The 23833-nt window shown below is 54.3% G+C and carries 28 protein-coding genes; 8 read left to right on the top strand and 20 right to left on the bottom strand.

Annotated features, from left to right (window positions below; all coding sequences use genetic code 11):
* On the top strand, window positions 1-279 hold a 279-nt coding region (locus tag V0288_RS22480; protein WP_332867422.1), incomplete at its 5' end, for a tetratricopeptide repeat protein.
* Window positions 280-690: 411 nt separating this feature from the next.
* Here the strand turns inward: V0288_RS22480 and V0288_RS22475 are convergent.
* The 3 genes from V0288_RS22475 to V0288_RS22465 all read right to left on the bottom strand — a co-directional run bounded on the left by V0288_RS22475 (window position 691) and on the right by V0288_RS22465 (window position 3525).
* On the bottom strand, window positions 691-1113 hold the full coding sequence (locus V0288_RS22475) for a DUF2382 domain-containing protein (RefSeq protein WP_332867421.1): 423 nt from the start codon (window positions 1111-1113) through the stop codon (window positions 691-693).
* A gap of 36 nt (window positions 1114-1149) precedes the next feature.
* Window positions 1150-2043 (bottom strand): DUF2382 domain-containing protein, encoded by an 894-nt coding sequence (locus tag V0288_RS22470; RefSeq protein ID WP_332867420.1) that lies wholly within the window; start codon window positions 2041-2043, stop codon window positions 1150-1152.
* Window positions 2044-2214: 171 nt separating this feature from the next.
* Window positions 2215-3525, bottom strand: a complete 1311-nt coding sequence (locus V0288_RS22465) for a glycosyltransferase family 4 protein (RefSeq protein ID WP_332867419.1) — start codon at window positions 3523-3525, stop codon at window positions 2215-2217.
* A gap of 330 nt (window positions 3526-3855) precedes the next feature.
* On the opposite strand from V0288_RS22465, the gene V0288_RS22460 reads away from it, so the two are divergent.
* A complete protein-coding gene (locus V0288_RS22460; protein ID WP_332867418.1) occupies window positions 3856-4131 on the top strand; it encodes a GlsB/YeaQ/YmgE family stress response membrane protein in 276 nt (91 codons plus the stop codon).
* Window positions 4132-4304: 173 nt separating this feature from the next.
* Window positions 4305-4946: a general stress protein gene (locus V0288_RS22455; RefSeq protein ID WP_332867417.1), complete on the top strand. Its 642-nt coding sequence runs from the start codon at window positions 4305-4307 to the stop codon at window positions 4944-4946.
* 294 nt (window positions 4947-5240) lie between these two features.
* Here V0288_RS22455 and V0288_RS22450 read toward each other — a convergent pair whose 3' ends face one another.
* The 7 genes from V0288_RS22450 to V0288_RS22420 form a co-directional block, all read right to left on the bottom strand.
* Window positions 5241-5912: an ATP synthase F0 subunit B gene (locus tag V0288_RS22450; RefSeq protein WP_332867416.1), complete on the bottom strand. Its 672-nt coding sequence runs from the start codon at window positions 5910-5912 to the stop codon at window positions 5241-5243.
* 30 nt (window positions 5913-5942) lie between these two features.
* Window positions 5943-6416 (bottom strand): pantetheine-phosphate adenylyltransferase, encoded by a 474-nt coding sequence (coaD, locus tag V0288_RS22445; protein ID WP_332867415.1) that lies wholly within the window; start codon window positions 6414-6416, stop codon window positions 5943-5945.
* Window positions 6413-6697: a DUF427 domain-containing protein gene (locus V0288_RS22440; protein WP_332867414.1), complete on the bottom strand. Its 285-nt coding sequence runs from the start codon at window positions 6695-6697 to the stop codon at window positions 6413-6415. Before V0288_RS22440 ends, coaD begins: the two co-directional genes overlap by 4 nt.
* Before the next feature lie 34 nt (window positions 6698-6731).
* The gene (gene trxA / locus V0288_RS22435; RefSeq protein WP_332867413.1) at window positions 6732-7049 is read right to left on the bottom strand and encodes a thioredoxin; all 318 of its coding nucleotides are present in this window, start codon (window positions 7047-7049) and stop codon (window positions 6732-6734) included.
* A gap of 255 nt (window positions 7050-7304) precedes the next feature.
* Window positions 7305-8138 carry an energy-coupling factor transporter transmembrane component T family protein gene (locus V0288_RS22430; protein WP_332867412.1) on the bottom strand — a complete coding sequence of 278 codons (834 nt, stop codon included), beginning with the start codon at window positions 8136-8138 and terminating at the stop codon, window positions 7305-7307.
* A gap of 15 nt (window positions 8139-8153) precedes the next feature.
* Entirely contained in the window at window positions 8154-9875 is a 1722-nt protein-coding gene (locus V0288_RS22425; protein WP_332867411.1) for an ABC transporter ATP-binding protein, read from the bottom strand.
* 8 nt (window positions 9876-9883) lie between these two features.
* Window positions 9884-10672 (bottom strand): ECF transporter S component family protein, encoded by a 789-nt coding sequence (locus V0288_RS22420; RefSeq protein WP_332867410.1) that lies wholly within the window; start codon window positions 10670-10672, stop codon window positions 9884-9886.
* Window positions 10673-10910: 238 nt separating this feature from the next.
* On the opposite strand from V0288_RS22420, the gene purN reads away from it, so the two are divergent.
* Complete coding sequence (purN, locus tag V0288_RS22415; protein WP_332867409.1) at window positions 10911-11567, top strand: phosphoribosylglycinamide formyltransferase; 657 nt, start codon at window positions 10911-10913, stop codon at window positions 11565-11567.
* Here purN and V0288_RS22410 read toward each other — a convergent pair.
* On the bottom strand, window positions 11557-12579 hold the full coding sequence (locus V0288_RS22410; RefSeq protein WP_332867408.1) for a DnaJ C-terminal domain-containing protein: 1023 nt from the start codon (window positions 12577-12579) through the stop codon (window positions 11557-11559). The two genes, purN and V0288_RS22410, sit on opposite strands and share 11 nt — an antisense overlap.
* Window positions 12580-12813: 234 nt before the next feature.
* Entirely contained in the window at window positions 12814-13080 is a 267-nt protein-coding gene (locus V0288_RS22405) for a glutaredoxin family protein (RefSeq protein WP_332867407.1), read from the bottom strand.
* Window positions 13081-13242: 162 nt separating this feature from the next.
* Between V0288_RS22405 and V0288_RS22400 the strand changes: the two genes are divergently transcribed.
* Window positions 13243-13473, top strand: a complete 231-nt coding sequence (locus tag V0288_RS22400; RefSeq protein ID WP_332867406.1) for a hypothetical protein — start codon at window positions 13243-13245, stop codon at window positions 13471-13473.
* Window positions 13474-13630: 157 nt separating this feature from the next.
* On the opposite strand, the gene V0288_RS22395 is transcribed toward V0288_RS22400, so the two are convergent.
* The 4 genes from V0288_RS22395 to V0288_RS22380 all read right to left on the bottom strand — a co-directional run bounded on the left by V0288_RS22395 (window position 13631) and on the right by V0288_RS22380 (window position 17940).
* Window positions 13631-13966, bottom strand: a complete 336-nt coding sequence (locus tag V0288_RS22395) for a DUF565 domain-containing protein (protein WP_332867405.1) — start codon at window positions 13964-13966, stop codon at window positions 13631-13633.
* Window positions 13967-13969: 3 nt separating this feature from the next.
* Window positions 13970-14581 carry a DUF3611 family protein gene (locus tag V0288_RS22390; protein WP_422662050.1) on the bottom strand — a complete coding sequence of 204 codons (612 nt, stop codon included), beginning with the start codon at window positions 14579-14581 and terminating at the stop codon, window positions 13970-13972.
* Window positions 14582-14835: 254 nt separating this feature from the next.
* The gene (locus V0288_RS22385; RefSeq protein WP_332867403.1) at window positions 14836-15528 is read right to left on the bottom strand and encodes a J domain-containing protein; all 693 of its coding nucleotides are present in this window, start codon (window positions 15526-15528) and stop codon (window positions 14836-14838) included.
* Window positions 15529-15786: 258 nt separating this feature from the next.
* Window positions 15787-17940, bottom strand: coding sequence for a polyribonucleotide nucleotidyltransferase (locus V0288_RS22380; RefSeq protein WP_332867402.1), 2154 nt, complete (start codon window positions 17938-17940; stop codon window positions 15787-15789).
* Between the two features lie 295 nt (window positions 17941-18235).
* Here V0288_RS22380 and ebsA point away from each other — a divergent pair, with 295 nt between their 5' ends.
* Together ebsA and V0288_RS22370 are read left to right on the top strand one after the other, a co-directional pair.
* Entirely contained in the window at window positions 18236-18613 is a 378-nt protein-coding gene (gene ebsA, locus V0288_RS22375; RefSeq protein WP_332867401.1) for a type IV pilus biogenesis protein EbsA, read from the top strand.
* A 33-nt stretch (window positions 18614-18646) separates the two neighbouring features.
* Window positions 18647-19714: a phosphotransacetylase family protein gene (locus tag V0288_RS22370; RefSeq protein WP_332867400.1), complete on the top strand. Its 1068-nt coding sequence runs from the start codon at window positions 18647-18649 to the stop codon at window positions 19712-19714.
* A gap of 116 nt (window positions 19715-19830) precedes the next feature.
* Here the strand turns inward: V0288_RS22370 and V0288_RS22365 are convergent, their stop codons facing one another.
* The 4 genes from V0288_RS22365 to queG all read right to left on the bottom strand — a co-directional run bounded on the left by V0288_RS22365 (window position 19831) and on the right by queG (window position 23143).
* Window positions 19831-20568, bottom strand: a complete 738-nt coding sequence (locus V0288_RS22365; RefSeq protein ID WP_332867399.1) for a metallophosphoesterase family protein — start codon at window positions 20566-20568, stop codon at window positions 19831-19833.
* Window positions 20569-20646: 78 nt separating this feature from the next.
* Entirely contained in the window at window positions 20647-21495 is an 849-nt protein-coding gene (locus tag V0288_RS22360) for a class I SAM-dependent methyltransferase (RefSeq protein ID WP_332867398.1), read from the bottom strand.
* 48 nt (window positions 21496-21543) lie between these two features.
* The gene (locus V0288_RS22355; RefSeq protein WP_332867397.1) at window positions 21544-22197 is read right to left on the bottom strand and encodes an HAD-IA family hydrolase; all 654 of its coding nucleotides are present in this window, start codon (window positions 22195-22197) and stop codon (window positions 21544-21546) included.
* On the bottom strand, window positions 22187-23143 hold the full coding sequence (gene queG, locus V0288_RS22350; RefSeq protein ID WP_332867396.1) for a tRNA epoxyqueuosine(34) reductase QueG: 957 nt from the start codon (window positions 23141-23143) through the stop codon (window positions 22187-22189). Before queG ends, V0288_RS22355 begins: the two co-directional genes overlap by 11 nt.
* Before the next feature lie 126 nt (window positions 23144-23269).
* Between queG and V0288_RS22345 the strand changes: the two genes are divergently transcribed.
* On the top strand, window positions 23270-23755 hold the full coding sequence (locus tag V0288_RS22345; protein ID WP_332867395.1) for an orange carotenoid protein N-terminal domain-containing protein: 486 nt from the start codon (window positions 23270-23272) through the stop codon (window positions 23753-23755).
* Window positions 23756-23833 lie beyond the last annotated feature (78 nt).

The raw sequence follows: 23833 nt of genomic DNA, 5'->3' as shown, positions 1-23833 counted from the left end.
TTGTACTATTCAACCGGGCGGTACGGGGAGGCGGAACCTCTCTTCCGACAGGCTCTGGAGATGTGGAAACGATTGTTGGGAGAGGAGCATCCCGATGTCGCCACTAGCCTGAACAATCTGGCGGGATTGTACTATTCAACCGGACGGTACGGGGAGGCGATTTCTTACTCTCAACAAGCCATTCAGATCGCCGAACAAGCACTAGGGAAAAATCATCCCAATACGGTTGCATTTCGGGAAAATTACGAGATAACGCTTCTACACGCTTCAGAGGACTAGATTTTGCAAGTTCTCCCGCCAGAGAGTCACGACGATTATCGCCAGATGCGGCAACAATGGAAACGATCGCAAGCCTCGAAGGACGGGTGAACGGGTTTCGGATTGTCTACTTTCCTTTTTTCTCCGATGTCCGGGCTACGAGAAAATGGGGGGTAAAGTTAGAGATATATCGTGATGGACTTTGGAGATTTTTAGAATGACTCCCGAATTCGATCGCGTGACGAAAACCGAACTAAGAACTTACCTAGTCGCCCATCCGATCGAGTGATCATCGATCAATCGCCCGTTCTTTCCATTCTTCTAAAACAAGCTCTATATTATAATCAATCTTAAAATTCGCGACACTCGACGATTCTGAGGGGAGGGAAGAGGGATGACCCTCCCCCCTTACCCGCTATTTTCAGAACCGATTCAATGTTTCGTCCATCGTTCTAGAAAAGCGCCGTAGAGCGCCCGATCGCTCTCGTTCTCGAACAGTAACTGCACGCGAACCCGCGGCGCGCCCGATCGCTCCTGCCGGGCGAAACTTTTCAACGCCTCCGCCGCCAGATGTAGATCGGTAAACTCGGCGGTAACGATCGATCTCGCTTCCCCGGTGTCCCCCGTTAGCCGCGTCTCCCCGATCGCGATCTCTGCCAGACGGGTCGTTCCGTCCGCGACACGCTCGACGATCAATTTCTCCCGATATAGGGGAACCTCGACGATATCCGTCTCGATCTCCTTGCGGATAACGATCTCGCTCACTTTCCGTCTCGATCGCTCGACCCGCAGTTTCTCCTCGTATAACGGAATAATCTTTTCGCCGTTGTTATCGTGGTGGTTCGGTTCTGACATGGGAATCGGGGAGGGGTAAAGGGGGACAGGGAACGATTAATGACGGACGGTTCGATCGTCGGGCGAGCGATCTGGACGGACGGTTCGATCTTGAGGCGCGCGATCTTGACGGATGACTGGTTCACCGTTGGAATTCACCTCGATATCCTCGCGGCGGACGGTATCTTCCGCCGTTACCGTGTCCTGCTTCACCTCTTTCTTGACGCTCACTTCCTCCCGGAGAACCGTTTCTTTGCGAACGTCCGCGGTTTCCTCGTACACGTCCATCCGGACGACTTCCCCTTCTTGGAAAGCGCCTTCGGCATTCGTTACCGTTCGTCCCGCCTCGCTCGGTGTCCGGCGCTCGACGACGACCTGTTCTTTCTCTACCGGGATCGACACCCGCGCGGTCTCGGTGGTCACGGTTTTCCCCACCGTTACCTCGCCCGTTTTCTGACGGTGTTTGCCGGGGACGAGGCGTTCCTCGTAGAGTCGGATACGGTCGCGATCTTCCGCGGGGGCGTGGTAGAGGTCGCGATCGCGCTCGTAGGTATAGGTGTCTTTGGGAATCGGCGCGGGAGGCCGGGACTCGACCGGACGATAGCGATCGCGCACGCGTTCCTCGTACTCGTAATCGACGAGGGTTTCATCGTCGTAATCGGGTAGGGCTTCCGCTTGTTCTTTGGTGAACCCTAACGCGTAGAGATTGTGTTTGGCGTAATCGATCCGACAGCAACCGATCGGCAGTAACACTTTTTTGCCGAAAACCCACCAGCCCGTATCGATCACGATATAGCGTAAACGGCCGGATTCATCGACGAGAATATCGTGAACCGAGCCGATTTTTTCGTTGTTGACATCGGCGTAAACATCGTAGCCGATAATATCGTCGCCCCCGAAAATTTCATTTCTGTAATCGGGATTAAAATCTCTAATTTTCATCAAGTACATATTATGAGTCTCCTGATCGAGCTATCTAAATTGTGGAGCAAAAGAAGAATAGAACGCTTCTAACTAAATCGGTATTTCTCGTTGTCAAAAGTTGAGTTAGACAAAAAAAAGACAGAAGAATCTGTCTACATTTCTTCTGTCCGAATACTCTCGGAAGATCGCGACGATCGATCAGGAAATTTTCGCGGACTCCAGGGTTTCGGCGATCCCGGCCTCGCGGGCGAAGAAAAATTCCCGGTAGAGTTTGCGGATCTGGGAGGTGTAGAGCGCGTCTAATCGCGTGGCTACCGCGTCCCAACTGAATCGATCGACCACTCTCGATCGGGCGTTTTCTCCCATTTCCTCGCGTCGGCCGGGATTCAAGACGATCTCGTCGATCGCTTCCGCGAACTTCTCCTCATCCTTCGCGGGAACGAGCCGGCCGGTTTCCCCATCGACGACCGTGTACTGCAATCCCCCCACGTCGCTGGCGATCACCGGGGTTCGGCAGGCCATCGCCTCGATCGCCACCAATCCGAACGGTTCGTAATGACTGGGAACCGCGCAGACATCGGCCGCCGCGTAGTAGTAGGGAAGTGTCGCGGGATCGAGACGGCCGGGGAACCGGATATTATCCGCCAATCCTAACTCCCGCACGATACTCTCGATCCGCTCGCGTTCCTTGCCGTCGGACTGTCCCGGACGACTCCCCCCCCCGATAATCAGTTGAAAGTTCCCGGACCGGCGCGCGCTCGATCGATCTACCGCCCTAACCAGCGTTTCGATACCCTTGCGCGGGTCGAAGCGACCGACGTAGAGAATTACCGGGATATCGGGATCGAGACCGAGAAATTCCCGTCCCCGCGCGCGATCGATCGATCCGAAATGGTGAATATCCGTCCCGCAGGGGATGATCTCGATATTGCCGTGGGGGGAGACTAAAGCTCTCATGTGCGCTTTTTCCTGCGGGCTGGTGGCGACGATCCGATCGGCGGTTTCCAGACAGGTTTTCTCCACGTTCAACCGGGTGGTGGCGACGATCGGGATCGCGCTGACGGATTTGTATTTCACCGCGCCGAGAGAGTGATAGGTATGCACCAGTTTCGAGAGTTGTCGCCGGCGCAATTGTAAGCCCACCCAACCGGATAACCAATAGTTAGAATGGATGAGCGGATAAATGGTTCGGGTTCGGTTTTGAAATTCTAAAAAGGATTCCACGAACTCCGGTAAATAGGGATATAAACGATCTCGATCGATAAATTCCGCCGGCCCCGCCGGTAAGCGGATCGTCCGACAACCGGGCGCGTGTTCGATAATTTTTTCCTGCTCCGGATCGCTTTGACGGGTGAACATATCTACCTGCCACCCCTGACGGGCCAGAGCCTCGCCCACATTCCGAACGTAAACATTCTGTCCGCCCGCCTCTTCCTTGCCGATCTCGGCCGCGGGATCGCCGTGAACGGAAATCAACGCGATTTTTCCTCTTTTGTGATGGGTAAGCATTTGTTAAATTTTTATTGCTGAGTTATCTTGATTGTAGAGATTTTCCGAACCACTAAACATCCGACCGGAGAAGGAAAAAGAGATTCGGAAATCTTCCGACGGCTATACGCGTTCCAGCAGAAATATACTGTTTTTTGCGCGTAGAGTTCGATGGATAGATCACCCCGTATCGTAGCAGTAAAAAGAGATTTTTTCGGGTAGGGAAGCGCGAGAAAATCTGACTATGGACACGAGCGAGTTCTTTCTTCGGAAAGAAGAATCCGTCCCTGATTTTTCTGCATACTTAGAGTAAATGAGCTAAAAAACGCGTTTAGTTAGGAGAATAAAGAAATGAATATTATCGCTTGGCTATTGTTGGGATTGATCGCGGGAGCGATCGCCAAGCTGATCTATCCGGGCCGTCAGGGAGGCGGGATTATCGCCACCACGGGGCTGGGTATCCTCGGGGCGATCGTCGGGGGCTATCTCGGTCAGGTTCTCTTGGGAAGCTCCTCGGCCGCCGGGGCCAGCGTGGGGGCCTTAAGCCTGGGCAGTATTCTCTTCGCCGTCCTGGGCGCGATCTTGTTGATCTTTATCTGGGGATTAATCACCCATCAAGCCACCTAAAACGGGGGAAAGTCCGCGATCTCGAAATCCGGCGGATACAAGCGAGAGTTGTAACGGAATCACCTTTTAAAGTAGCTGGATTTTCGATATTTCAAGCTAGAAAACCGGGAGACCTTTCCCGATCGACTCGATCGCGCGAGAGGTCGTTCCTTTACTATCGAATCAGGAGAATTATGAATTCCGAAAGCGATCGAGAGAAAAGAGCGGTGGGAACGTTTTCGAGTCGGGCGGACGCGGAAAGCGCGATCCACGCGCTTCGGAGCGCGGGTTTCCCGTTGGAACGCGTGTCGGTGATCGCCCGGGACGCGAACCGCTCCGGGAATATCGCCGGGGTGGACGCGCGAGAGAGCGTCGAGAATCGGGCCGGTGAGGGAGCGGCCACGGGAGCCGTGGCCGGGGGCGCGCTCGGCGGGATCACCGGTCTACTGGTCGGGTTGGGCGCGTTGGCTATCCCCGGCATCGGGCCGGTGGTCGTGGCCGGGGCCGAGGCGACCGTATTGGCGACCACTCTGGCCGGGGGAGCGATCGGGGCGGCGGCCGGGGGTCTGGTCGGTTCCCTGATCGGCCTGGGCATTCCCGAGGATCGGGCGCGTTTCTATAGCGATCGGGTGGCGGCCGGCGATTACCTGGTCATGGTGCGGGGGACGGAAGAAGAGATCCGGCGCGCCGAGGCGATCTTGAACCGGGGTCATATCGGCAATTTCGGCGTTTATGACGCGCCGGTGACGGGATCGACCGGCGATACCGGCCGGACGGCGATCGTGAACGAACCGGACGTGATCGTGATCGATCGACGCGAGGAACAGATTCGTTAATTTCGATCGGGGACGGGAGGCAGGGTGAAAGGATGAAAAATAGCCTTTTCCCTTTCCCCTTCCCCTTTTCCCGCGCCCGTATCCCCGCTCTTTACGTTCGGAACATCGGCGACCTCTCGCACAATTCGTTTTCGATCGTCTAAAACTTCAAAAACTGGAATTGTACAAGATAAATAAGGGTTTTTTGAAATTTATAGCTATAATCTTCTTGATTCTTTCTCCTGCCTCCTGACTCCTGGCTCCTGTCTCCCTAGCCCCACGACAATTTTTGAATTCCGGACGGATGTATCGGGATCACGCCCGTCGCTCGTGTCGCTCGTTTAGGTGGGTTTTCCCGTTCGTGGGTTGATGTCTGACCTGTTGACGACCGTTCCGAACGACCTGGAGCATTTGCCCTAACTGCCGTTCGAGATCGCCTAATACCCGTTCCGAGTATTCATCGGCCCCGGATTGAATCTCCTGACATTCCGCGACGGTTTGTTGACGGAGTTGTTGTAATTCCTGAACCGCCATCTGACGCATCCGCTCGATTTCCGAGAGGGTTTGTTGTTGGGCGGCCTCGCATTCCTGACGTACCTGTTCGCGGATCTGCGCCGCCTGACGTTCCGCCTGTTGGATAATGCCGGACTCGTCGAGAATTTGCGCCGCGCGCTGTTGGGCCGATCGCACGAGTCTAGCGGCGTATTCTTCCGCTTCCGAGAGGATTTCCCGCTCTTTTTCTAATAGTGCCAGCGCTTTCTGTACCGATTCGGGAACCGTCTCGTAGATGATCTCGATCTGTTCGGATACTTGTCCCTCGTCGATCAGCGTCCACCGGGTCATCGGGACGTGATAACTCTCGAAAATCAGGTCTTGAAGACGCGCCAGATCTTGATAGATATCGAAATCGGCGGATAGATTGGGATCGCCTCGATCGGCAACGTTCCGGGCTGATTTCTCTCGATCGTTCGGGTTTCGGCGCGCCATAATCTCAGACCGTACTAAATTGCTTGTATCTTAACTGTAATATAAGTAAATATCTCTAGAAACATTTTCCGGGACGAGATGGGAGACAGATCCGCCGAACTGGGCGATCTCTTTAACCACGCTACTACTTAAAAAACTATACTCTTTCGCGGTAGCGAGGAAAACCGTTTCGATCCCTTCCCACAGGGTTTTATTCGTGTGCGCCATCTGGAGTTCTTTCTCGAAATCCGAGAGAACGCGTAATCCCCGCAGGAGTACGTTCGCGGATCGTAATCGGGCGTATTCCACGGTTAGCCCGGAAAAACTATCGATCTCGACGTTGGGAAGATGTTTCGTACAGTAGCGGATCTGTTCGATACGTTTCTCGACGGTAAACAGGGGAGTTTTATTGGGGTTGGAGAGGACGGCGACGATCACCCGATCGAATAGGTTCCCGCTCCGTTCGATAATGTCGAGATGGCCCAAAGTGATCGGGTCGAAACTGCCCGGATAGATCGCGATCATCGTTCCACCTTTACCCCGCGCCAGAAAGCGATATAGCCTTTAATATTGTTCGCTTTCTCCTTCGGATCGGGGTAATACCAGGCGGCATCTTTATTTTCCTGTCCGTCCACGGCGATCGTGTAGTAACTGGCCACACCTTTCCAGGAGCAGGTAGTATGGGTATCGCTGGGTTTAAAGTATTCCGAACGGATGGAATCCGCGGGGAAATAGTAATTTCCCTCGACTACCTCGCAATTATCGCTCTCGGCCAGGATCGCGCCGTTCCAGATCGCTCTCGCCATAAATTTTCGTCCTAGATGGTCTTCAGGACATATCTTACAATAGACCCTGTAAATGTTGGATCAGGCGATCGGCCTGCAAGACTCCCTCGACGCGATCGATCGGTTGACCGTTTTTGAATAACATCAGGGTCGGCAGGGCGTGAACCTGATACTGGTTGGCGATATTGGGGTATTTGTCGCTATCGATCTTGACGATTTGCAGGCGATTTTTGAAATATAGCCCCGTTTGTTCGAGAATGGGGGCCATCATCTGACAGGGACCGCACCAGGTCGCGTAGAAATCGACCAATACCGGGATCGGGCTATTGTCGAGTAGGTCTTGAAAACTGCTGAATTCTTTTTTAACCGCCATAAAAGTCGAGCCTCTGGAAATATTCCGATCATAGCGAATCTTGCCAACAGACCGACCCTCGATCGGGTCCGGGATCGGCAAATCGACCCTCTGATTCTCTCCTGCCGATCGCCCCGCTTTCTGGAAGCCTTGTCGATCGGCCCTTTTCGCTAATGAACGTCGAGGGACGCGAAACTCTCGCGTGAAGCGGCGAAATCGCGATTTTTTCAGCGATGTCAAGCTACAGACACCCTAAACGCCCCGGCGAAGAACGGGTTAATACAATAACCAGGGAAATTTTCCCACTCCCCACCCGAAATAGAGAACGATCGCCCCGAATAACAAGAGTAAGAATAAGCCGATCATTAGATAATCGATCGAGGTCAATACCGACTCGTGTAAAAAGGTTCGATCGGGATCTCCGGAGAAGGCTTTCGATTGTAAAACTACCTCTAACTTCTGCGATTTCGCCATCGCGTTTAAAATCAACGGAACGGCGATCGTCGCGTAGACTCTCGCTTTTTTTATCCATCCCATTTTCTCGATCGCCAATCCCCGCAGGCGTTGGGCATCGATGATCGATCGGGTTTCCTCCGCGAGTAACGGAAATAACCGTAACGTCGAGGAGAAAATGAAAACAATTTTATACGGGATTCTCGCCTTGGTTAAACTCACGATCATCTGATTGATGTCGGTGGTAAAAATCACCAACGGAATCACAAAAATCATCGTCAACGTTTTACAAATAATATTCAAGCCGTACAGCGTTCCCTCCACGCTCATCTTCGCGCCGCCGATCGTCAGCAGGGTCGTTAATTCCTTTTTCCCCGTCAACGCTTTCACCTGATCGATATTAAAAAAGCCCATCGTGATTAACAGGAATAGATAGAAAGGCAACATGAATTTTAAAATCGTCGCCAGATAATTCAACTTCACCCCCGCGAACAGACAGGCGATCGCCACGATCAGCGTCAGAATTCCCCCGGCGATCGGACTCTCCCAAGTGAACGCGATCAGGGTGATCGCGATCATCATCGTCAGTTTCGTCCGGAAATCTAGACGGGTGAAGGGTGAAGTTCGATCGACCGTTTGCCAGTTAAAAGTTTGCATTTTGCCTTCTGCCTCCTACACCCTACTTTTTTGAAAACAATCGGCGATTTCCTCGGGAGTAAGGAGGGGGGCCGGTTGTCCGGAGAGACGTTCGAGATCGCGCGCGAGTAAGACCGATTGCGGGGGGGTTAGATAGGTTTCCGCTAATAGATCGACCTGATGATAGGCCTCGCGGATCGGCGCGTCGAGTAAAATCGTCCCCTTGCCCATAATAATGACCCGCCGCGCGTACTCGGGCATTAGGTAGAGATGGTGAGTGATGACGATAACGGTCTTGCCCATCTCGTGTAATTGACGACTAACCTCTAAAATCGCCCGCGCGCCCTGATAATCCTGCCCGGTGGTGGGTTCATCGAAAACGACGATCCGCGGTTCCATCGCCAGAATCGCCGCGATCACCACCCGGGCCCGATCGCCTTTCGGGAGAGAGAGGGGATGGGCCGATCGAACCCCTAGAAGTCCCATCGCCGCTAGACTATCGGTGGTGCGTTGTTCGACGAGTCTCGAATCGTAGCCGAGATTGGTGAGCGCGAAGGAAACTTCTCTCTCGACGCTGGTGTTAAAGATCTGATTGTCCGGATTCTGCGCGACATAACCGATCGAACGGGCCAGATCGCTCACGGAAAAACTCTCGATCGATCTTCCGTCAATACATAGCCGTCCCCGCGTCGGCTGTAAAAGATTCAGGAAATGTTTGACGAGGGTACTTTTTCCCGCGCCATTCTGACCGACGATCAACAGGTACTCTCCCTCGTGAATGTCGAGAGAAACGTTTTCTAGGGCGATCGTTCCGTCCGGGTAGGTATGGGAGAGATTTTCGATCGAGAGAATCGGTTCGGATTTCGCTCGATCGGGTTCCGCGGTGAATCTCGGAGATGGGGGACGGTAATAGGGTTTTACTTCCCGTAAACGCTCGAATCCCGCGTCTAAGGTCACGGGAACGCTTTCGATCGGGATTCCCCGACGGGAAATCAGGTCAAAGGTTTTCGCCACTTGCGGGGGACGTAGGGCGTACTTTTCCAGGGATTCGGCCCGCGCGTAGATTTCCGCGGGAGTGCCGATCGCCTCGATCGCTCCCTCCCGAAGTAGTACGATCCGATCGGCCTGTTCCGCCATTTCCTCCGACGCGTGGGACACCATGACGATCGTGATGCCCAGATCGCGGTTCACTTCCTTGAGGGTGGCGAACACTTCCCGCGAACCGACCGGATCGAGTTGCGAGGTGGGTTCATCGAGGATCAGTAAAGCGGGTTGAACGGCTAGGGCGGCGGCGATCGCTAACCGTTGTTTCTGTCCCCCGGAAAGTTCCGCGGGCGATTTTTTCTCCATCCCCCGCAAACGTACCGCCGCTAACACCTTGGGAATTCGATCGAGAATTTCCTCTCTCGGTACTTTCAGATTCTCCAGGGTGAACGCGATCTCGTTTTCCACCGAAGTGGCCAGTAATTGCGTCTCCGGATCTTCAAAAACCGCCCCCACGTAGCCCGCGAGGGTACTGACCGGATAACGTAAAGTATCGAGACCGGCTACCGTCGCGTAGCCGAAAAAACGCCCCCCGTAGAACTGCGGGACGATACCGTTGAGGGTGAGACAGAGGGTGGTTTTTCCCGCGCCGGTGGGGCCGATGATGCCGAGAAATTCGCCTTTGTAAATATCTAAAGATATATTTTTCAGAACGAGATCGGGCGATTCGGGATAGAGATACGAGACTTTATCTAAACTGGCGATAATTTCCATACCCTCTCCTAATAAATCGCCTCTCTCGGTTTTACTAAGCCGATCGCCCGCAATCCCGCGATCACGCCCACGCCGATCGCCGTACCGACCCCGGAACGAACGAGATTTTCCACGGGGACAACGGGAACCAAGAATTGCCAGACCTCGCGGGGCCAGTTAAAGATCGAGTAGGTGATCGCCACGAGTCCTAGATGGGAGAGGCCGCTGGCCATCCAAGTTCCGCCGAAGAGTCCGATCGCCACTAGCCCTAGATTCGGACTGTGAATAAAACGGGCGAAAAGGGTTCGGGTGGGTAAAATCCATAAAAGCAAGCCCGACAGATCCACGAACGCGCCAGCGATAAACAGTCGGGGGGAAATCCCGTTCAGCCCGATCGCCCGGCTCGCGTAAATATACAGGGGGAGGAGAAAAGCGATCGCCAACCAGAACCACCAAGCGCGGCGTTTTTTGCCGATTACCATCGATCCCGCGACGAAACTCGCGAGGATCGCCCCGAGGATCGATAATTGGGGAATTCCCGCCGTGTAGGGAGCGAGAAACGCGCCGATCAGCGTACCGATCCCGCTCGCGGTCGCCCCGGCGACCGGCCCGAGTAACCAACCGACGAGGGGAAAAATGCCTTGACTGAGGGGCATACTGCCCCCGGACGCGAGAACGATCGAGAAAGGGATAAAAGATAGAGTGGTGACGATCGCGGCGAGAACCACGATATAGGCGATCGGAGCGCCATCGATCGCGGCGCTATTGACCGGTTCTACCTTTCGCTCCTCGCCTTCGGGAATAACGCTAAAAGACATCTCGATTCCGGGAAAAAGCTCGCTCTCGCGGCGGAAATTCGCCCCCTCTAGCTTATACCATTTTTCCGGATTCGTGTCGCGACGAATTCCCGCCGGGCGAGCGTTCGGGCGCGGATGTCCGTCCTGGATTTAGAAATCCGGAATCCCGCGAGAAGTCTAATAAATACTTACATTTTTCTTCCGGCGATCGGGATCTATGCGACGATCGAGGTAGCGATAGAGAAAGCGACACCCCTTCATGATAGTTTCCGAGAATTTCTTGTCCGGTATCGTCTCCCCTCCCCTGTCCGCGGGGGACTTGGCTCTAGAAAAGCCGTTATCGTTGGGAGTGATGGCCAGCGGCAGTGGCACGAATTTTGAAGCCCTAGTGCGAGCGATCGAGTCCGGGCAACTCAACGCCCGAATCCAGGTGTTAATCTACAATAAAGCCAATGCCAAGGTGAAAGAGAGAGCCGATCGCGCGAAAATTCCCACCGTTTTCCTCGATCACCGGAAATTTCCCGATCGCGAGGAGTTCGATCGGGCGATCGTCCGGTTCCTGCGCGATTACGGGGTAGAATGGACGATTCTCGCGGGATGGATGCGGATCGTCACCCCGGTACTCCTCGACGCGTTCCCCGATCGGGTGATCAATATCCATCCCAGTCTTCTACCCAGTTTCAAGGGAGTGCGCGCCGTCGAACAGGCTCTCGCGGCCGGGGTGACGATCTCCGGGTGTACCGTCCATCTCGCCAGCGCGGAGGTCGATAGCGGCCCGATTCTCGTTCAGGCCGCCGTTCCCGTCCTCCCCGACGATACGGCCGAGAGTCTCCACGCGCGGATTCAAGTGCAGGAACACCGGATTTTCCCGATCGGCATCGCGCTCGCCGCGAAACGACTCGGTTCTACAGTTTAATCCCCGCGAGGGCGCGACGGGGATCGGTTGTCCGATTCGCCCGGATTTTCTCGTACAGTTCGCGTTCGACGGAAGCGAGGTCTTTCGGGGTATCGATGACGATTTTCACTAACTGATCGCCCCGTTTCCCCTCGCGCTCGATCCATCCCTTGCCCCGTAAGCGGAGGGACTGGCCCGATCGAATCCCCGCCGGAATTTTCACCGTTACCGGGCCGTCCGGGGTGGGAACCTCGATCGAGGCTCCAAGAACGGCCTCGTCGGGAGTGACGGGAACCTCGCAGACCAAGTTATCCCCCTCGAAGGAAAAGAACGGATGGGGTTGTAGTTCTACAATCAGGTAGAGATCGCCTCTCGCGCCGGTGTAGGGATCGGCCTGTCCTTTCCCCCGCACCCGGAGACGGTTTCCCGCTTTCGATCCCGCGGGAATCTTGATATCGATCGTCTCTCCGGCCACGCTCACCCGTTTCTGTACCCCGCGCAGGGCCTCGGAAAAGGTGAGTTGGATCTTGGCCTCGCGATCGCTCGATCGACCGGCCGTCTGTCCGGAACGCGACGTCGCGAAGTCGTTAAAATTACTAAAATCGTTAAATCCCGTCCCCGACGAACTAGAACTTCGATAGCTATAGCTCCGGCTGGTGTTTCCCGACGGCCCGCCGAACCGGCCGAGGAGTTCGTTAATAAAATCCTCGAAAGTATTGTACTGACTGAAATCGAAGCCCGCGCCCCCGAAATCGACCCCGACATTTCCCGCGCCACCCGGCCAACCCGACTGACCCGTTTGCCGCCAGTATTGACCGAATTGGTCGTATTTCTGACGTTTATCGGGATCGGAGAGTACCTCGTAAGCCTCGCTAATTTCTTTAAATTTTTCCTCGGCGGCCTTATCGTTAGGATTGCGATCGGGATGGTATTTTACCGCCAATTTGCGGAAGGCTTTTTTAATTTCCTCCCCGGAAGCGGTTTTACTGACTCCTAACACGGCGTAATAATCTTTATAATCAGTCGAGGGCATCGATCGCTATCTCCTTATCGGTTTCAGTGGTTAGGCGGCCGGTTCAATCCGGACAGAACTCGATCGGGTCTTTCTATCTCAATTATAAAAAAAGCGTTAACACTAGCGGGGTGAGGGGATGGGGAGATGGGGGGATAGGGGAGATGGGGAAGTAATAAAAATGAACTAATTCATAAAAATAATAAAAATAGACGAAATAATAACGATTTTCTCCCTCACCTCCCGCCTCCCCCCTCACTCTAAATGCTTCTCTAACAGCTTGGCTAACTGTTCGGCGCCCGCGCGGGGGGAGAGACGGGGGAGGGGACGTTCGCGGTCGGGTAATTTCTGGCAGAGGACGGGAATCTCGTATTGATAGGCGTTAAACCAGTCCTCGCGGGTGGTGATATCGCGGATCTCGATCGACCATTCCGGCCGGCGGATTTTTTCGAGTTTTTCGAGCAATCCCTCGCATAAATGACAATCCGGTTTAGCGTACAGGATCAGTTCTAGGCTAGTCATGATCGATCGACGGGCGCGTCGGGGTAGCGAAAAGCGGCACCCTCATATCTCTCGCGGGTCCCGCTATCATCTTAACGGTTTTCGTCGTTCCCGAACCGCGTTATGCTAGGGTGGATAACCGTCCCTGTCGATTCGGGAAAACACGCGCGATCGATACTGTCCATGCTAGATTTCTTGTCAATCTCTCAAGTCCCCACCCCCCAACCCTCTCCCCTCCCGAACAACGCCCCTTTAGTCGATTCGGGAGCGCAGAATATTATTTATATCGGTTTATTTTTATTGGTCATTGCCGTTACTTTTGTGATTGGGATTATTAGCAAAAAATTAGAATACGCTTTAATTTTTGCGGCGACTTTAAGTGCTATATTAATAGCGTTTTTTTGGTTCCTGTAAACTTTAGAGCCGCTTTTTTGCAGATAGAATGAACGGATAGAGCGAGCGGAAAACATCTATCGTGAGGATATCGCGATAATCTTAATCTTGTGAAAAGAAGCGAACATACAATTTGAATTCATTTTTACGCCGATCGCCAGTTTTTAGCTAGTTTTCTCTAAGATCCCAATTTAAACGCTTCGAGAAATAAACTGTACGTGATGCCGATTTTTAAAAGATTGAGCGATTCCCAAAACAGGGAAAAACGGCCACGCCCCCGATTATCTCGATAGAAAAAACGGCTGATCAGTTCCGTAAAAATAAGCAAGAGACCCGCGGAAGGGATATCCCACTTTCCGGCCTGTCCCGCGGTAGTGGAGACGGCCTGACCGATAAACACCCCGAGAAGTAGACTGATCACCTGTAGCGATAAGCGTCGCCACGGATTACTAAAAAACCGGTTCAATCGATCGCCGGCGGAATCGGCCAGCGTGTTCAATCGGGTGCGTTGCATGGTTTATTTCGACGTGATCCGGTTCAAAAGCCATAGAGAGGTGACGATCCCGGTAAAATGCGCCAGAATCGTGTTCGTATTCGCTTGCACGATTAATAAATCCACGGAATTAACGAATTGAGTCGGATTGGAACCGACATTAAAAGTCCCCTGCGGCACGTTCAGAGACTTGATCAGAACGATCCCCGCGAGCGCCTGCGCGCCTAAAATCGTCAGGAACATCCCGACAATATTGGCGATCAATCCCTGACGGATTAGCTGGATCGTGTCCGCTTTCCGGGGACGGCTCATCTCGTCCCCCCGCAACATCTGGCGGGAGATCTTCATATAGCGCGAGGAGAAGTAAATCGCCACCACGAGAAACAACGCCCCGCCGATGGCGCATAAAACCCCGATCTCGATCCCGTTCGTTCTTTGTTTCGCGCCGATTAAACTAGCGCTGGCGATGAGCAGTAAAACCCCGGAGATGACACCGAGGACGATTTGCGCCCAGAAACCGATACGCCCCTGTTGCATGAGAATACTGGCGGCGCGTTGGACGGCGGGGGGCAGGGGAGCGAGGTCAGAGTCTCTAGCCATAGAAATCCTAGTTATCCGCGATTGTCGGTCTGTCATCGGGGGTCAAGTTCAAGGGATGGAATTATTCTCTATCTATTTTCGTATTTTTTCCTCGCGAGTGACTAATTTGTTTTGGAGGCAGGAGGCAGGAGGCAGGAGGCAGGAGGGAAGGGTGTAGGGTGTAGGGAATAACTTTCTCAAAACTCTCGATTTTGTCCCGAAATTATCTATTTATTTCCCACTCCCCATCTCCCGACACCCTACACCCCATCTCCCTCATCTCCCTCACCTCTCCCATCCCTCCATCTCCCTCATCTCCCGCCACTCTTGCCCACCATCTCGCGGGCTTCGGTTTTCAGGCGATTGGCGAGACGGAACATTTCTTTTCCGGTGTGGAGCGATCGATCGTCGTAATTATAGGTAAAGGTTTCCAATTCGTCGAGACCGTCGCCGAGATGGTTGAGACAGTAATAGAGCGCGGCCGCTACTCCCGCCATTTTCGAGGGATTTTTGCGCGCGGAGAAAATCGTTCGCGCCCGATCGAGATTCTGCCGACAGGTTTCTAAATACCGCTGGAAATCCCCCATTAGCTCGTCATCGAAGGGATCGGCGGAAAGCGCGTCGATCTGTTTGTTCAGGGGACGGATAATCTGGCCGATCAGGCGATCGATCGGGCTGTAGGTCTTGTCCCGCCATTGTTCCGCCAGGATCTCGTCATCCTGTCGCGCCTCGCGAGCGCGGTTGTAGCTTTTTTGGGCTTCGGCGGCGCGTCTCTGTCTCGTCGCGGGAGAGTGGGCGGTTAATTGTTCGTCGTACTGTTGACGGCGTTGGGGATCGCCGAGAATCTCGTAAGCGGCGTTAATGGCGACGATTCTCTCGTGACTGGCGCTGTCCGTCTGTCGATCGGGGTGAAATCGCTTCGCTAATCGCCGATACGCCTGTTTAATCTCCTCGGCCGTGGAATTCGCGCCGATCTCTAAGGTTTGGTAATGATTGCCGGTCATGAGTGAACGGGGAGCGATCGGGGTGTCCTTTGTTATTATCGAATGTTATTCTCGAAAAATTTTTCGGCGATGAGTAGGGCTGGAAATCCTCGATCGATCGCCAGCCCTATAGAGTATTAAATTGTCTTTCGGGTAACGCGGGAGATAAGGGAGATGAGGAGGGTGAGGGAGGTGAGGGGGATTATCAAGATAATTAATCTCCTGACTCCTGACTCCTGACTCCTACCTCCTGTCTCCTGCCTCCTGACTCCTACCTTCTTAGGCTAACGCGGCGGCCTTGCGGGCGGCGGCGGCTTCATCGGGGTGGATACCGAGTCGGGTCAGGTTTAACCGACCTTTGCCGTCGATCTCCCGGACTTTGACCACCACTTCGTCGCCCACGGCGACCTCATCCTCTACCTTGCCGACGCGACCTTCCGCCAGTTGGGAGATATGGATCATCCCCTCTTTCCCCGGCAGGACTTCCACGAAGGCGCCGATCTGGATAATGCGCGTCACGCGACCGACGTAGACCTCGCCCTCGTTTAACTTGCGGGTCATGTTGTAGATCAGGCGCTTCGCTTTTTCCGCCTGTTCGCCGTCGGTGGAGGAGATCGTCACGGTTCCATCGTCGTCGATGTCGATCTTCGTTCCGGTTTGTTCGGTGATACCTTTCACGGTCTTACCGCCGGGGCCGATGACCAGACCGATCATATCGGGATCGATCTTGATCGTCAACAGACGCGGCGCGTGGGGCGAGAGTTCGGCGCGGGGTTTATCGATCGTCGCCAGCATTTTCTCTAGAATGTGCTGACGGGCGGGTTTCGCCTGTTGGATGGCTCGGGCTACCACGTCCATCGTTAACCCGGTGATTTTCATGTCCATCTGGAGCGCGGTGATTCCCGTTTCGGTTCCCGCTACCTTGAAGTCCATATCGCCGAGAAAATCCTCGATTCCCTGAATATCGGTGAGAATTCGTACCTCGTCGCCGTCCTTAATCAAGCCCATCGCCGCGCCGCTCACCGGTTTTTTGATGGGAACGCCCGCGTCCATGAGCGCGAGGGTGGAGCCGCATACCGACCCCATCGAGGTGGAACCGTTAGACGATAGCACCTCGGACACCACCCGGAGAACGTAGGGAAATTCTTCCTGTTCGGGGAGTACCGGCAGGATCGCCCGTTCCGCTAACGCGCCGTGACCGATCTCGCGACGGCCGGGGGAACGCATGGGACGGGTTTCGCCGACCGAGAAGGGCGGGAAATTGTAGTGATGTAGGTAGCGTTTTTCATCCTCTGGATGGAGGTCGTCGGCGAGATCCTGCGCGTCGCCGGGGGTTCCCAGGGTAGCGATCGAGAGTACCTGGGTTAACCCTCGGTTGAACAGGCCGCTTCCGTGAACCCGATTGGGCAGGACACCCACCCGACAGGAGATCGGGCGTACTTCATCGAGTTTCCGTCCGTCCACGCGAACGCCCTCCTCGATAATTTGGGAGCGCATCAGTTTTTTGGTGAGATCTTTGAAGAGATTGGCCACCAGTTTCGGTTCTTCGCTCGCGGAGACTTTCACGGGATCTTCGTCGTCGAGAGCGGCGATCGCTTCTTTCACGGAAGCCTCGATCGCTTCTAACTGTTCGTCCCGTCCGTTTTTGCCGAGATCGTACTGGGCGAGAACTTTTTTGATCTCTTCCGTCGCGCGTTCCTTGATAAAGTTCTGCACCGTCTCGTTGACGGGGGGCGGATCGAGAGAGACCAGTTGGATTCCCAACTCTTCCATCAACTCTCTCTGCGCCGCGATCAGGTCGCGTACCGCCTCGTAACCGAAATCGATCGCCTCGATGATATCCTGTTCCGGTAACTGGTTCGCTCCGGCCTCCACCATCACCACGCCGTCCGGGGTTCCCGCCACCACGAGATCGAGATCGCCGTTACGGATTTCCTTGTAGGTGGGGTTGATGATAAAATCATCGCCGACCAAACCGACGCGAACCGCCGCCATCGGCCCTTTAAAGGGAATTCCCGCCAGGATCGCGGCGACCGAGGCTCCCGTGACCGCTAACACGTCGGGGGGAACTTCCTCGTCCATCGAGAGGGTGGTGGCGACGATCTGGATATCGTCCCGTAACCAGGAGGGAAAAAGGGGTCGGATCGGTCGATCGATCAGACGGCCGGTTAAGATCGCTTTCTCCGGGGGACGGCCTTCCCGGCGTAAGAATCCTCCCGGAATCCGACCGGCCGCGTATAATCTCTCCTCGTAATCCACCGTTAACGGTAAGAAATCTATCCCCTCTCTACCGGGGGCGGTGGTGGCCGTCACTAGAACCGCTGTCTCTCCTGACTGGATTAGGACGCTCCCGCCCGCTTGGGGGGCCAACAGCCCTATCTTTAGCCGAATATCCCTTCCGTCAAAGGATATTGACTTATCAAATTCTTCCATGTAAAGATATATCCCTTTCTATCACTTTTCTCTTCACTGAAGCGATAAAAGACGCTCGTCTTTAATCTCCCTATATCCTAGCGCTTTCCGGCGATCGATGCTCGCGCCGGACCGGAACTCCCGACCCGCGATCCCTCGGAAATCCCGAGCGCTCCCGCTGTCTTCGCCCCGATTTTCCGAGAGATCGCGGGCGAACCGCGGGTCTTTCCCCGTGTTTTCCCTATCCTAGCCGGCGCGTTCTCTCGGGTACAATAGCGATCGAACCCGATCGAAGCCCTCGGAGTCTCGTTGGTCTATGACGAATATCGATAATCTGGAACCCGCGAATAAAGCCGATGTTGTCGTGTATATGCCTTACTACGCCAAGGATAAACACAGCGTCCTCCCCTACGCGATCACCCTGTATCGCGAGGGATCGCTAGAGGGCCGGCGCCATATCGAGAACGGTACGGGCATCCCTTTCGTCGCTTCCTGGTACGTCTCGAAATTGCCCTCGGAATTAACCCGTTGTCGTTTACAATTTGAAGGACAGGCCGACTTTAGTTACGAGATAACCATTAGTAACTCCGAGTTTATCGACCATCTCATCGACTCGATCAAAACGTTTAAACAATTGGGAGCGGCCGACTTCTCGCAGGGTTTTTATCGGAAACTCCTGCGATTCGACGAATAAACTCGGCGTATCAAGACAAAAAAGGAGCGAATCGTGGTCAAAACTGCTAAGTCTCTACTGATCGGCTCGATCGAACCCTTCAGTGGCAAATCGGGAACGATCGTCGGGTTGGCTTATCAGTTACAGGAGAGGGGCCTAACGGTGAGCTACGGCAAACCGATCGGCACCTGTCCGAGTTCGGGCGAGACGGGAATCGTCGATGAGGACGTGGAATTTATCCGTCAATTACTGGGATTATCGCCCGATCGATGTCGCTCTCCCCTGTTGTATCTCGATGACCTCTCGGTACGCAAGCGTCTGGAAGGAAAAGACGATCGGGATTACGAGAGAGCGATCGCCCCTTATCTAGAAGGCATCGAGGGAGATATCGTCTTGATCGAGGGAGCCGGGACGCTCTGGGAGGGCGGAATTTTCGATCTGGCGATGGCGGAGATGGCGAAAGTTCTTCAGTCCCCGGTGTTATTGGTCGCTCGTTACGCCTCGCCGTTACTGGTGGACGGTCTTCTCAAGGCGAAACGGGAACTCGATCGATCCCTGTTGGGGGTGGTGATTAGCGATGTTCCGGGGGAAAATCTCGAAGAAGTCCAATCCCTCCTCCTTCCCTACCTACAATCGCGGGGGATCGAGGTATTGGGGTTGATTCCCGCGAGTAAACTCCTGCGGAGTGTCAGCGTCCGCGAGATCGTGCATTTATTGAACGCGCGGGTATTATGCCGGCCCGATCGACTCGACTGGATGGTGGAAAGTCTGGCGATCGGCGCGATGAACGTCAACGCGGCGTTAGAGTATTTCCGGAAAGGGGAGAATATGGCGGTGATCACCGGGGGTGATCGCGCGGATCTCCAACTCGCCGCGCTAGAAACGTCTACCAGTTGTCTGATTTTAACCGGTCACATCTCTCCCGATCCCATGATTCTCGGTCGCGCCGAGGATCTGGAAGTTCCCATCCTCTCGGTCAATCTCGACACCCTCACCACGGTGGAGATCGTCGATCGGGCCTTCGGGAAAGTCCGTTTACAGGAACAGGTAAAAGTCGATTGTATCCGGGAATTGATGCGCGAGTATTTCCAGATCGATCGTCTCGTGGAGAAATTGGAATAATCGGGAGGCAGGAGGCGGGAGGGAAGGGTGTAGGGTGTAGGGTAAAGGGGAAGGGCGTAAAAGTAGTCTTTTCCCTTTTCCCCGAAAAATCTCCCCATCTCCCTCGCGCGCGAGATCTAGGCTCGTTTCGCCTGGACGATCGAGGGATCGATCGGGGTGACGATTTCTTCGAGGGGGAGCTTCCGGACTTTTTTCTCGCGCGCGTTGGCCTGGTAGACGAGACCATTGGTGATATCCAATGCCGTTAACCAGTTACTATGGGGATGGTAGGCTCCCGTATCGATATCGAGCCAACCCGCGCCGGATACCAAACGTCCCGGCTCGATGCCCGGAAAGGTGAAGGTGATCGTGTGTCCGGTAATAATCAGTTTGTCGGGGAAATAGGGTTCGCTCATGCTGTGAAACTCGTCGCGCACCCAACAAAATTGGGTCGAGCTTTGCTGTTCTAGAGGGAGATCGGGCTGTACCCCCGCGTGAACTAACCAGATATCGCCCAGATCGAGATAAAGCGGCAATTTTTTCATCCACTCGATATGCTCTTGGGGAATTCTATGGTTATAGCTCACTAGGGTCGTGTGTCCCCCGCTATAAAGCCATCCTTGAAACAGTTCTCCCGTGGGTATTTGACCGCCCCCCAGCACCTCTAGTAGCATCTGTTCGTGATTGCCTAACAGACACCGGTAGCGGTTTTTCATGACGAACTCGACTACTTGAGCGCTGTTCGGCCCGCGATCGATCAGATCCCCCAGAAAATAAACGGCTTCTTTGTCGGAAGGGGCGATCGCTTCCATCAGGCGTAGTAACGCGTCGTAGTGTCCGTGAACGTCTCCTATAATGATACGGCGGTAGGTCATCGTGGTAGTACGGGGGGATCGATCGAGGCCCGATCCCAACTACTCTTACTATGCCCGATTCTCGATCGAAAAGTGACGTTAGAGGGCGATCGAAAATTCTTCCCCGAAGGTACCGATCTCGTTTTCCTCCACCGGTAAGGGTTTACGGGCGCGGGTAACTTGGTTCACCCACCAGACCTCTTCCGTCCGCACCCCGACGAAATTCGCCGTCCCTAACCACGCTTCCAGGCTATCGTTGGCGTAGTCCCGAATATAGGGTTCCTCGAAAATATTCATTAACCACTCGGTCTGTCGGAGAATTTTCTGATTACCGTCGAGAATAATCACCTGTCCTCCCGGTGTCAGCAAACGGAAACATTCGCGAAGGATATTTCGCGAGGCGCGGGGAGGGGTTTCGTGAAACAGTAGGGAGGCGGTGACGACATCGAACGAGGACGCGGAAAAATCGGTTTTTTCGGCGTTTCCCTGTTGCCATTGCAGGGTTAATCCCTCCCGTTCGGCTTTATAGTCGGCCATCGCCAACATATAGGGGGAGAGATCCAAGCCGATCACGTCCGCGTCGGGAAAGGCTTTTTTGAGGCATAACGTGGTCGAACCGGTGCCACAGCCGAGATCGAGTATCCGTCGCGGTTGTCCGCCGATGGCCTCGATAACCGACTGTCGTATCCAGTCCTCGTTGGGGGGCAACGCGTATCGGGTAACGGCATCGTAGGTCAGCGCGGCGTTAAAAACTAGATAACCGCCCTCGATACCGTGAAAATTTTCGGAAAGATAGTAATCGGGATAGGAAAAATTCTCGCGTCGAAAGCGATCGCTCTCTCGTTCCCAATCTCTAGCCCTAGCGAGGTCTTCCATTTCTCGGCGATCGATCAGCGCGCTAACGACGGGCTTGAGGAACTGTTCCCAAAGGGTATCTTGACGGGGCATGGCGCTCCTCGGAAAACGATAATTGACCGCCCGTATTCTAACCGTTTTCTAACCGCTCACGGGCAGGGCGGGACTGTCGAGAATTTCCAGTAACTCGCGGGGATGGTGGATCAGGTAATCCGGTTGAAATTTGGCGAGAATTTTCGGGGAATTAAAGCCCCAACCCACGGCGATCGCTTTTACCTTACTTTTCTTCGCCGCGTTGATATCGCGCGTCTCGTCGCCCACGTAAATCACCTCGGAAAGCTGGAAACGATTCTGGCGGATCAGTCGATCGATAATTTTATGTTTGCCGAAAAGAGGCGTTCCCGAATAGATAAAATCGAAAAAATCGAATAATTGATGCTTTTTTAAAAAGGTCGTCACGTTTTCCCTCGTGTTCGAGGTGATGATGCCCAAGGTATAACCCCTCTCCTTGAGACTCGCCAGACAGGAGTGCAGATCCGCGAACGGTTCCAAGCGATCGATGCGTTTGTTAAATTCCCGTTTCACGCGATAGAGGAGGAAAGGAATCCAGAACGGGGGTACCTTCGAGCGCTCGATCACCTCGCGGGAACTGAGATTTTTCAGGATCTCTACCTCTTCCGAATTCACGGGCTTATAACCGAATTCAGCCGCTAAACCGTTGACGATCTCCACGAACGTATCGTGGGTATCGGCGATCGTACCATCAAAATCGAACACGACTACTTTAATCGACATCGTTCGGGCTATCCGGGCTATTAGGGTGACGCTCTAGATTGGCTCTAGCGTTGCGCCGCCACATCGGGGCTTTGATCCGACGCAGGGCGGACGAGGTGAAACGACGATCCCACTCCTCTTCGGTTAGGGTAGCTAACTCGTCTAACCGGGGGGCTAGATTATCGGCGTGAGGCTGAAATTCTGCCACATCCGTTTCCCGCGCGAAACGTTGATTCCACGGACAAACCTCCTGGCAGATATCGCATCCCGCGACCCATCCGCTCAAACGTTCGGCGATCTCGCTCGGTATAGCTGTTTCCCTGTTTTCTATTGTATGGTACGCGATACAACGATTCGCGTCGATAACGCCGGGATTGACGATCGCCCCCGTCGGACAGGCCGCTAAACAACGCGTGCAGGTGCCGCAGTGGTCGGTATGCGGTCGATCGGGAGTTAGGTATAGATTTGTTAAAATTTCCCCCAAAAACACCCAGCTACCGAAATCGCGGGTGATCAGGTTGCCGTTTTTGGCGATCCAGCCCAGTCCGGCCCTTTGCGCCCAGACTTTATCCTGTACCGGCCCGGTATCGGAGTAATAGCGGGTTCGTACCTCCTCTCCCGTGGATTCTAACCACCGGCTGAAGGCTTTGAGTTTTCGGGTCATGACCTTGTGATAGTCCCGGCCGCGGGCGTAGCGGGCGATTTTGCCGTGTTCGGGATCGTCGCTCTGCGGGTGGGGCGTGTAGTAGTTGAGCGCGACGCTGATAAGCGATCGAACCCCCGGCAGACAGGCTTGAATATCCTGACGTTTCGGGTTGGCCATCCAGTCCATCCCGGCGTGATAACCCGAGGCTAACCACTGTTGTAGGCGCGGGACGGCCTCGTCGATCGTGTCGGCGGCGGCGATACCCACCCGATGGAAACCGAATTCTAGCGCTTTTTCTTTCACCTGTGAGGAATCGATCATTGATTTTTCTCTAAGTCAAGTATTTGTTACAATTATTTGCAATTCTACAGATCGTGTTACACAATAGAGGGGTGGAGAGATTTTCCGGTCTCCCGATTGACGAATAAGCAACTTTCGAGGCTAACTATGGTTTATACCGCACCCGCTTATAACACTCTAGCGATCGATGTTCCCTCTACCACCGCTCTCTTCAAGAGCCTGAACACCGACGATCAACTAGCGGTTCTCTGGTTCGCCTACACGGAAATGGGTCGATCGATCACCCCGGCCGCTCCGGGAGCCGCCCGCTTACAATTCGCCGAGGGATTACTGACGAGCATCAAAGCGATGTCCCACGAGGAACAGTTACAGGCCATGCGCGACCTCGTTCGGAAAGTGAATACCCCGATCACGCGCGCCTACGGAATTTTGAGCGTTAACACCAAACTCGCCTTCTGGTATCAACTCGCGGAACTGATGAACGAGGGAGCCGTCGTTCCCGTTCCCGCTAACTACAAGATGACCCCGGCCGCGAACGCCGTCCTCAACTCGATCGAGAAACTCGACTTCAGCCAACAGATCACCGTGTTACGCAACGCCGTGATCGATATGGGAGTCGATCCGCTCGCGTAAGGCAGGAGGCAGGAGGCAGGAGGCAGGAGGCAGGAGTCAGGAGTCAGGAGTCAGGAGTCAGGAGTCAGGAGTCAGGAG

The sequence above is a fragment of the Pannus brasiliensis CCIBt3594 genome (assembly GCF_036688125.1).
Classification (GTDB): domain Bacteria; phylum Cyanobacteriota; class Cyanobacteriia; order Cyanobacteriales; family Microcystaceae; genus Pannus; species Pannus brasiliensis.
The sequence above is the reverse complement of the archived record's forward strand: the minus strand, read 5'-3'. Positions and strand labels throughout refer to the sequence as shown.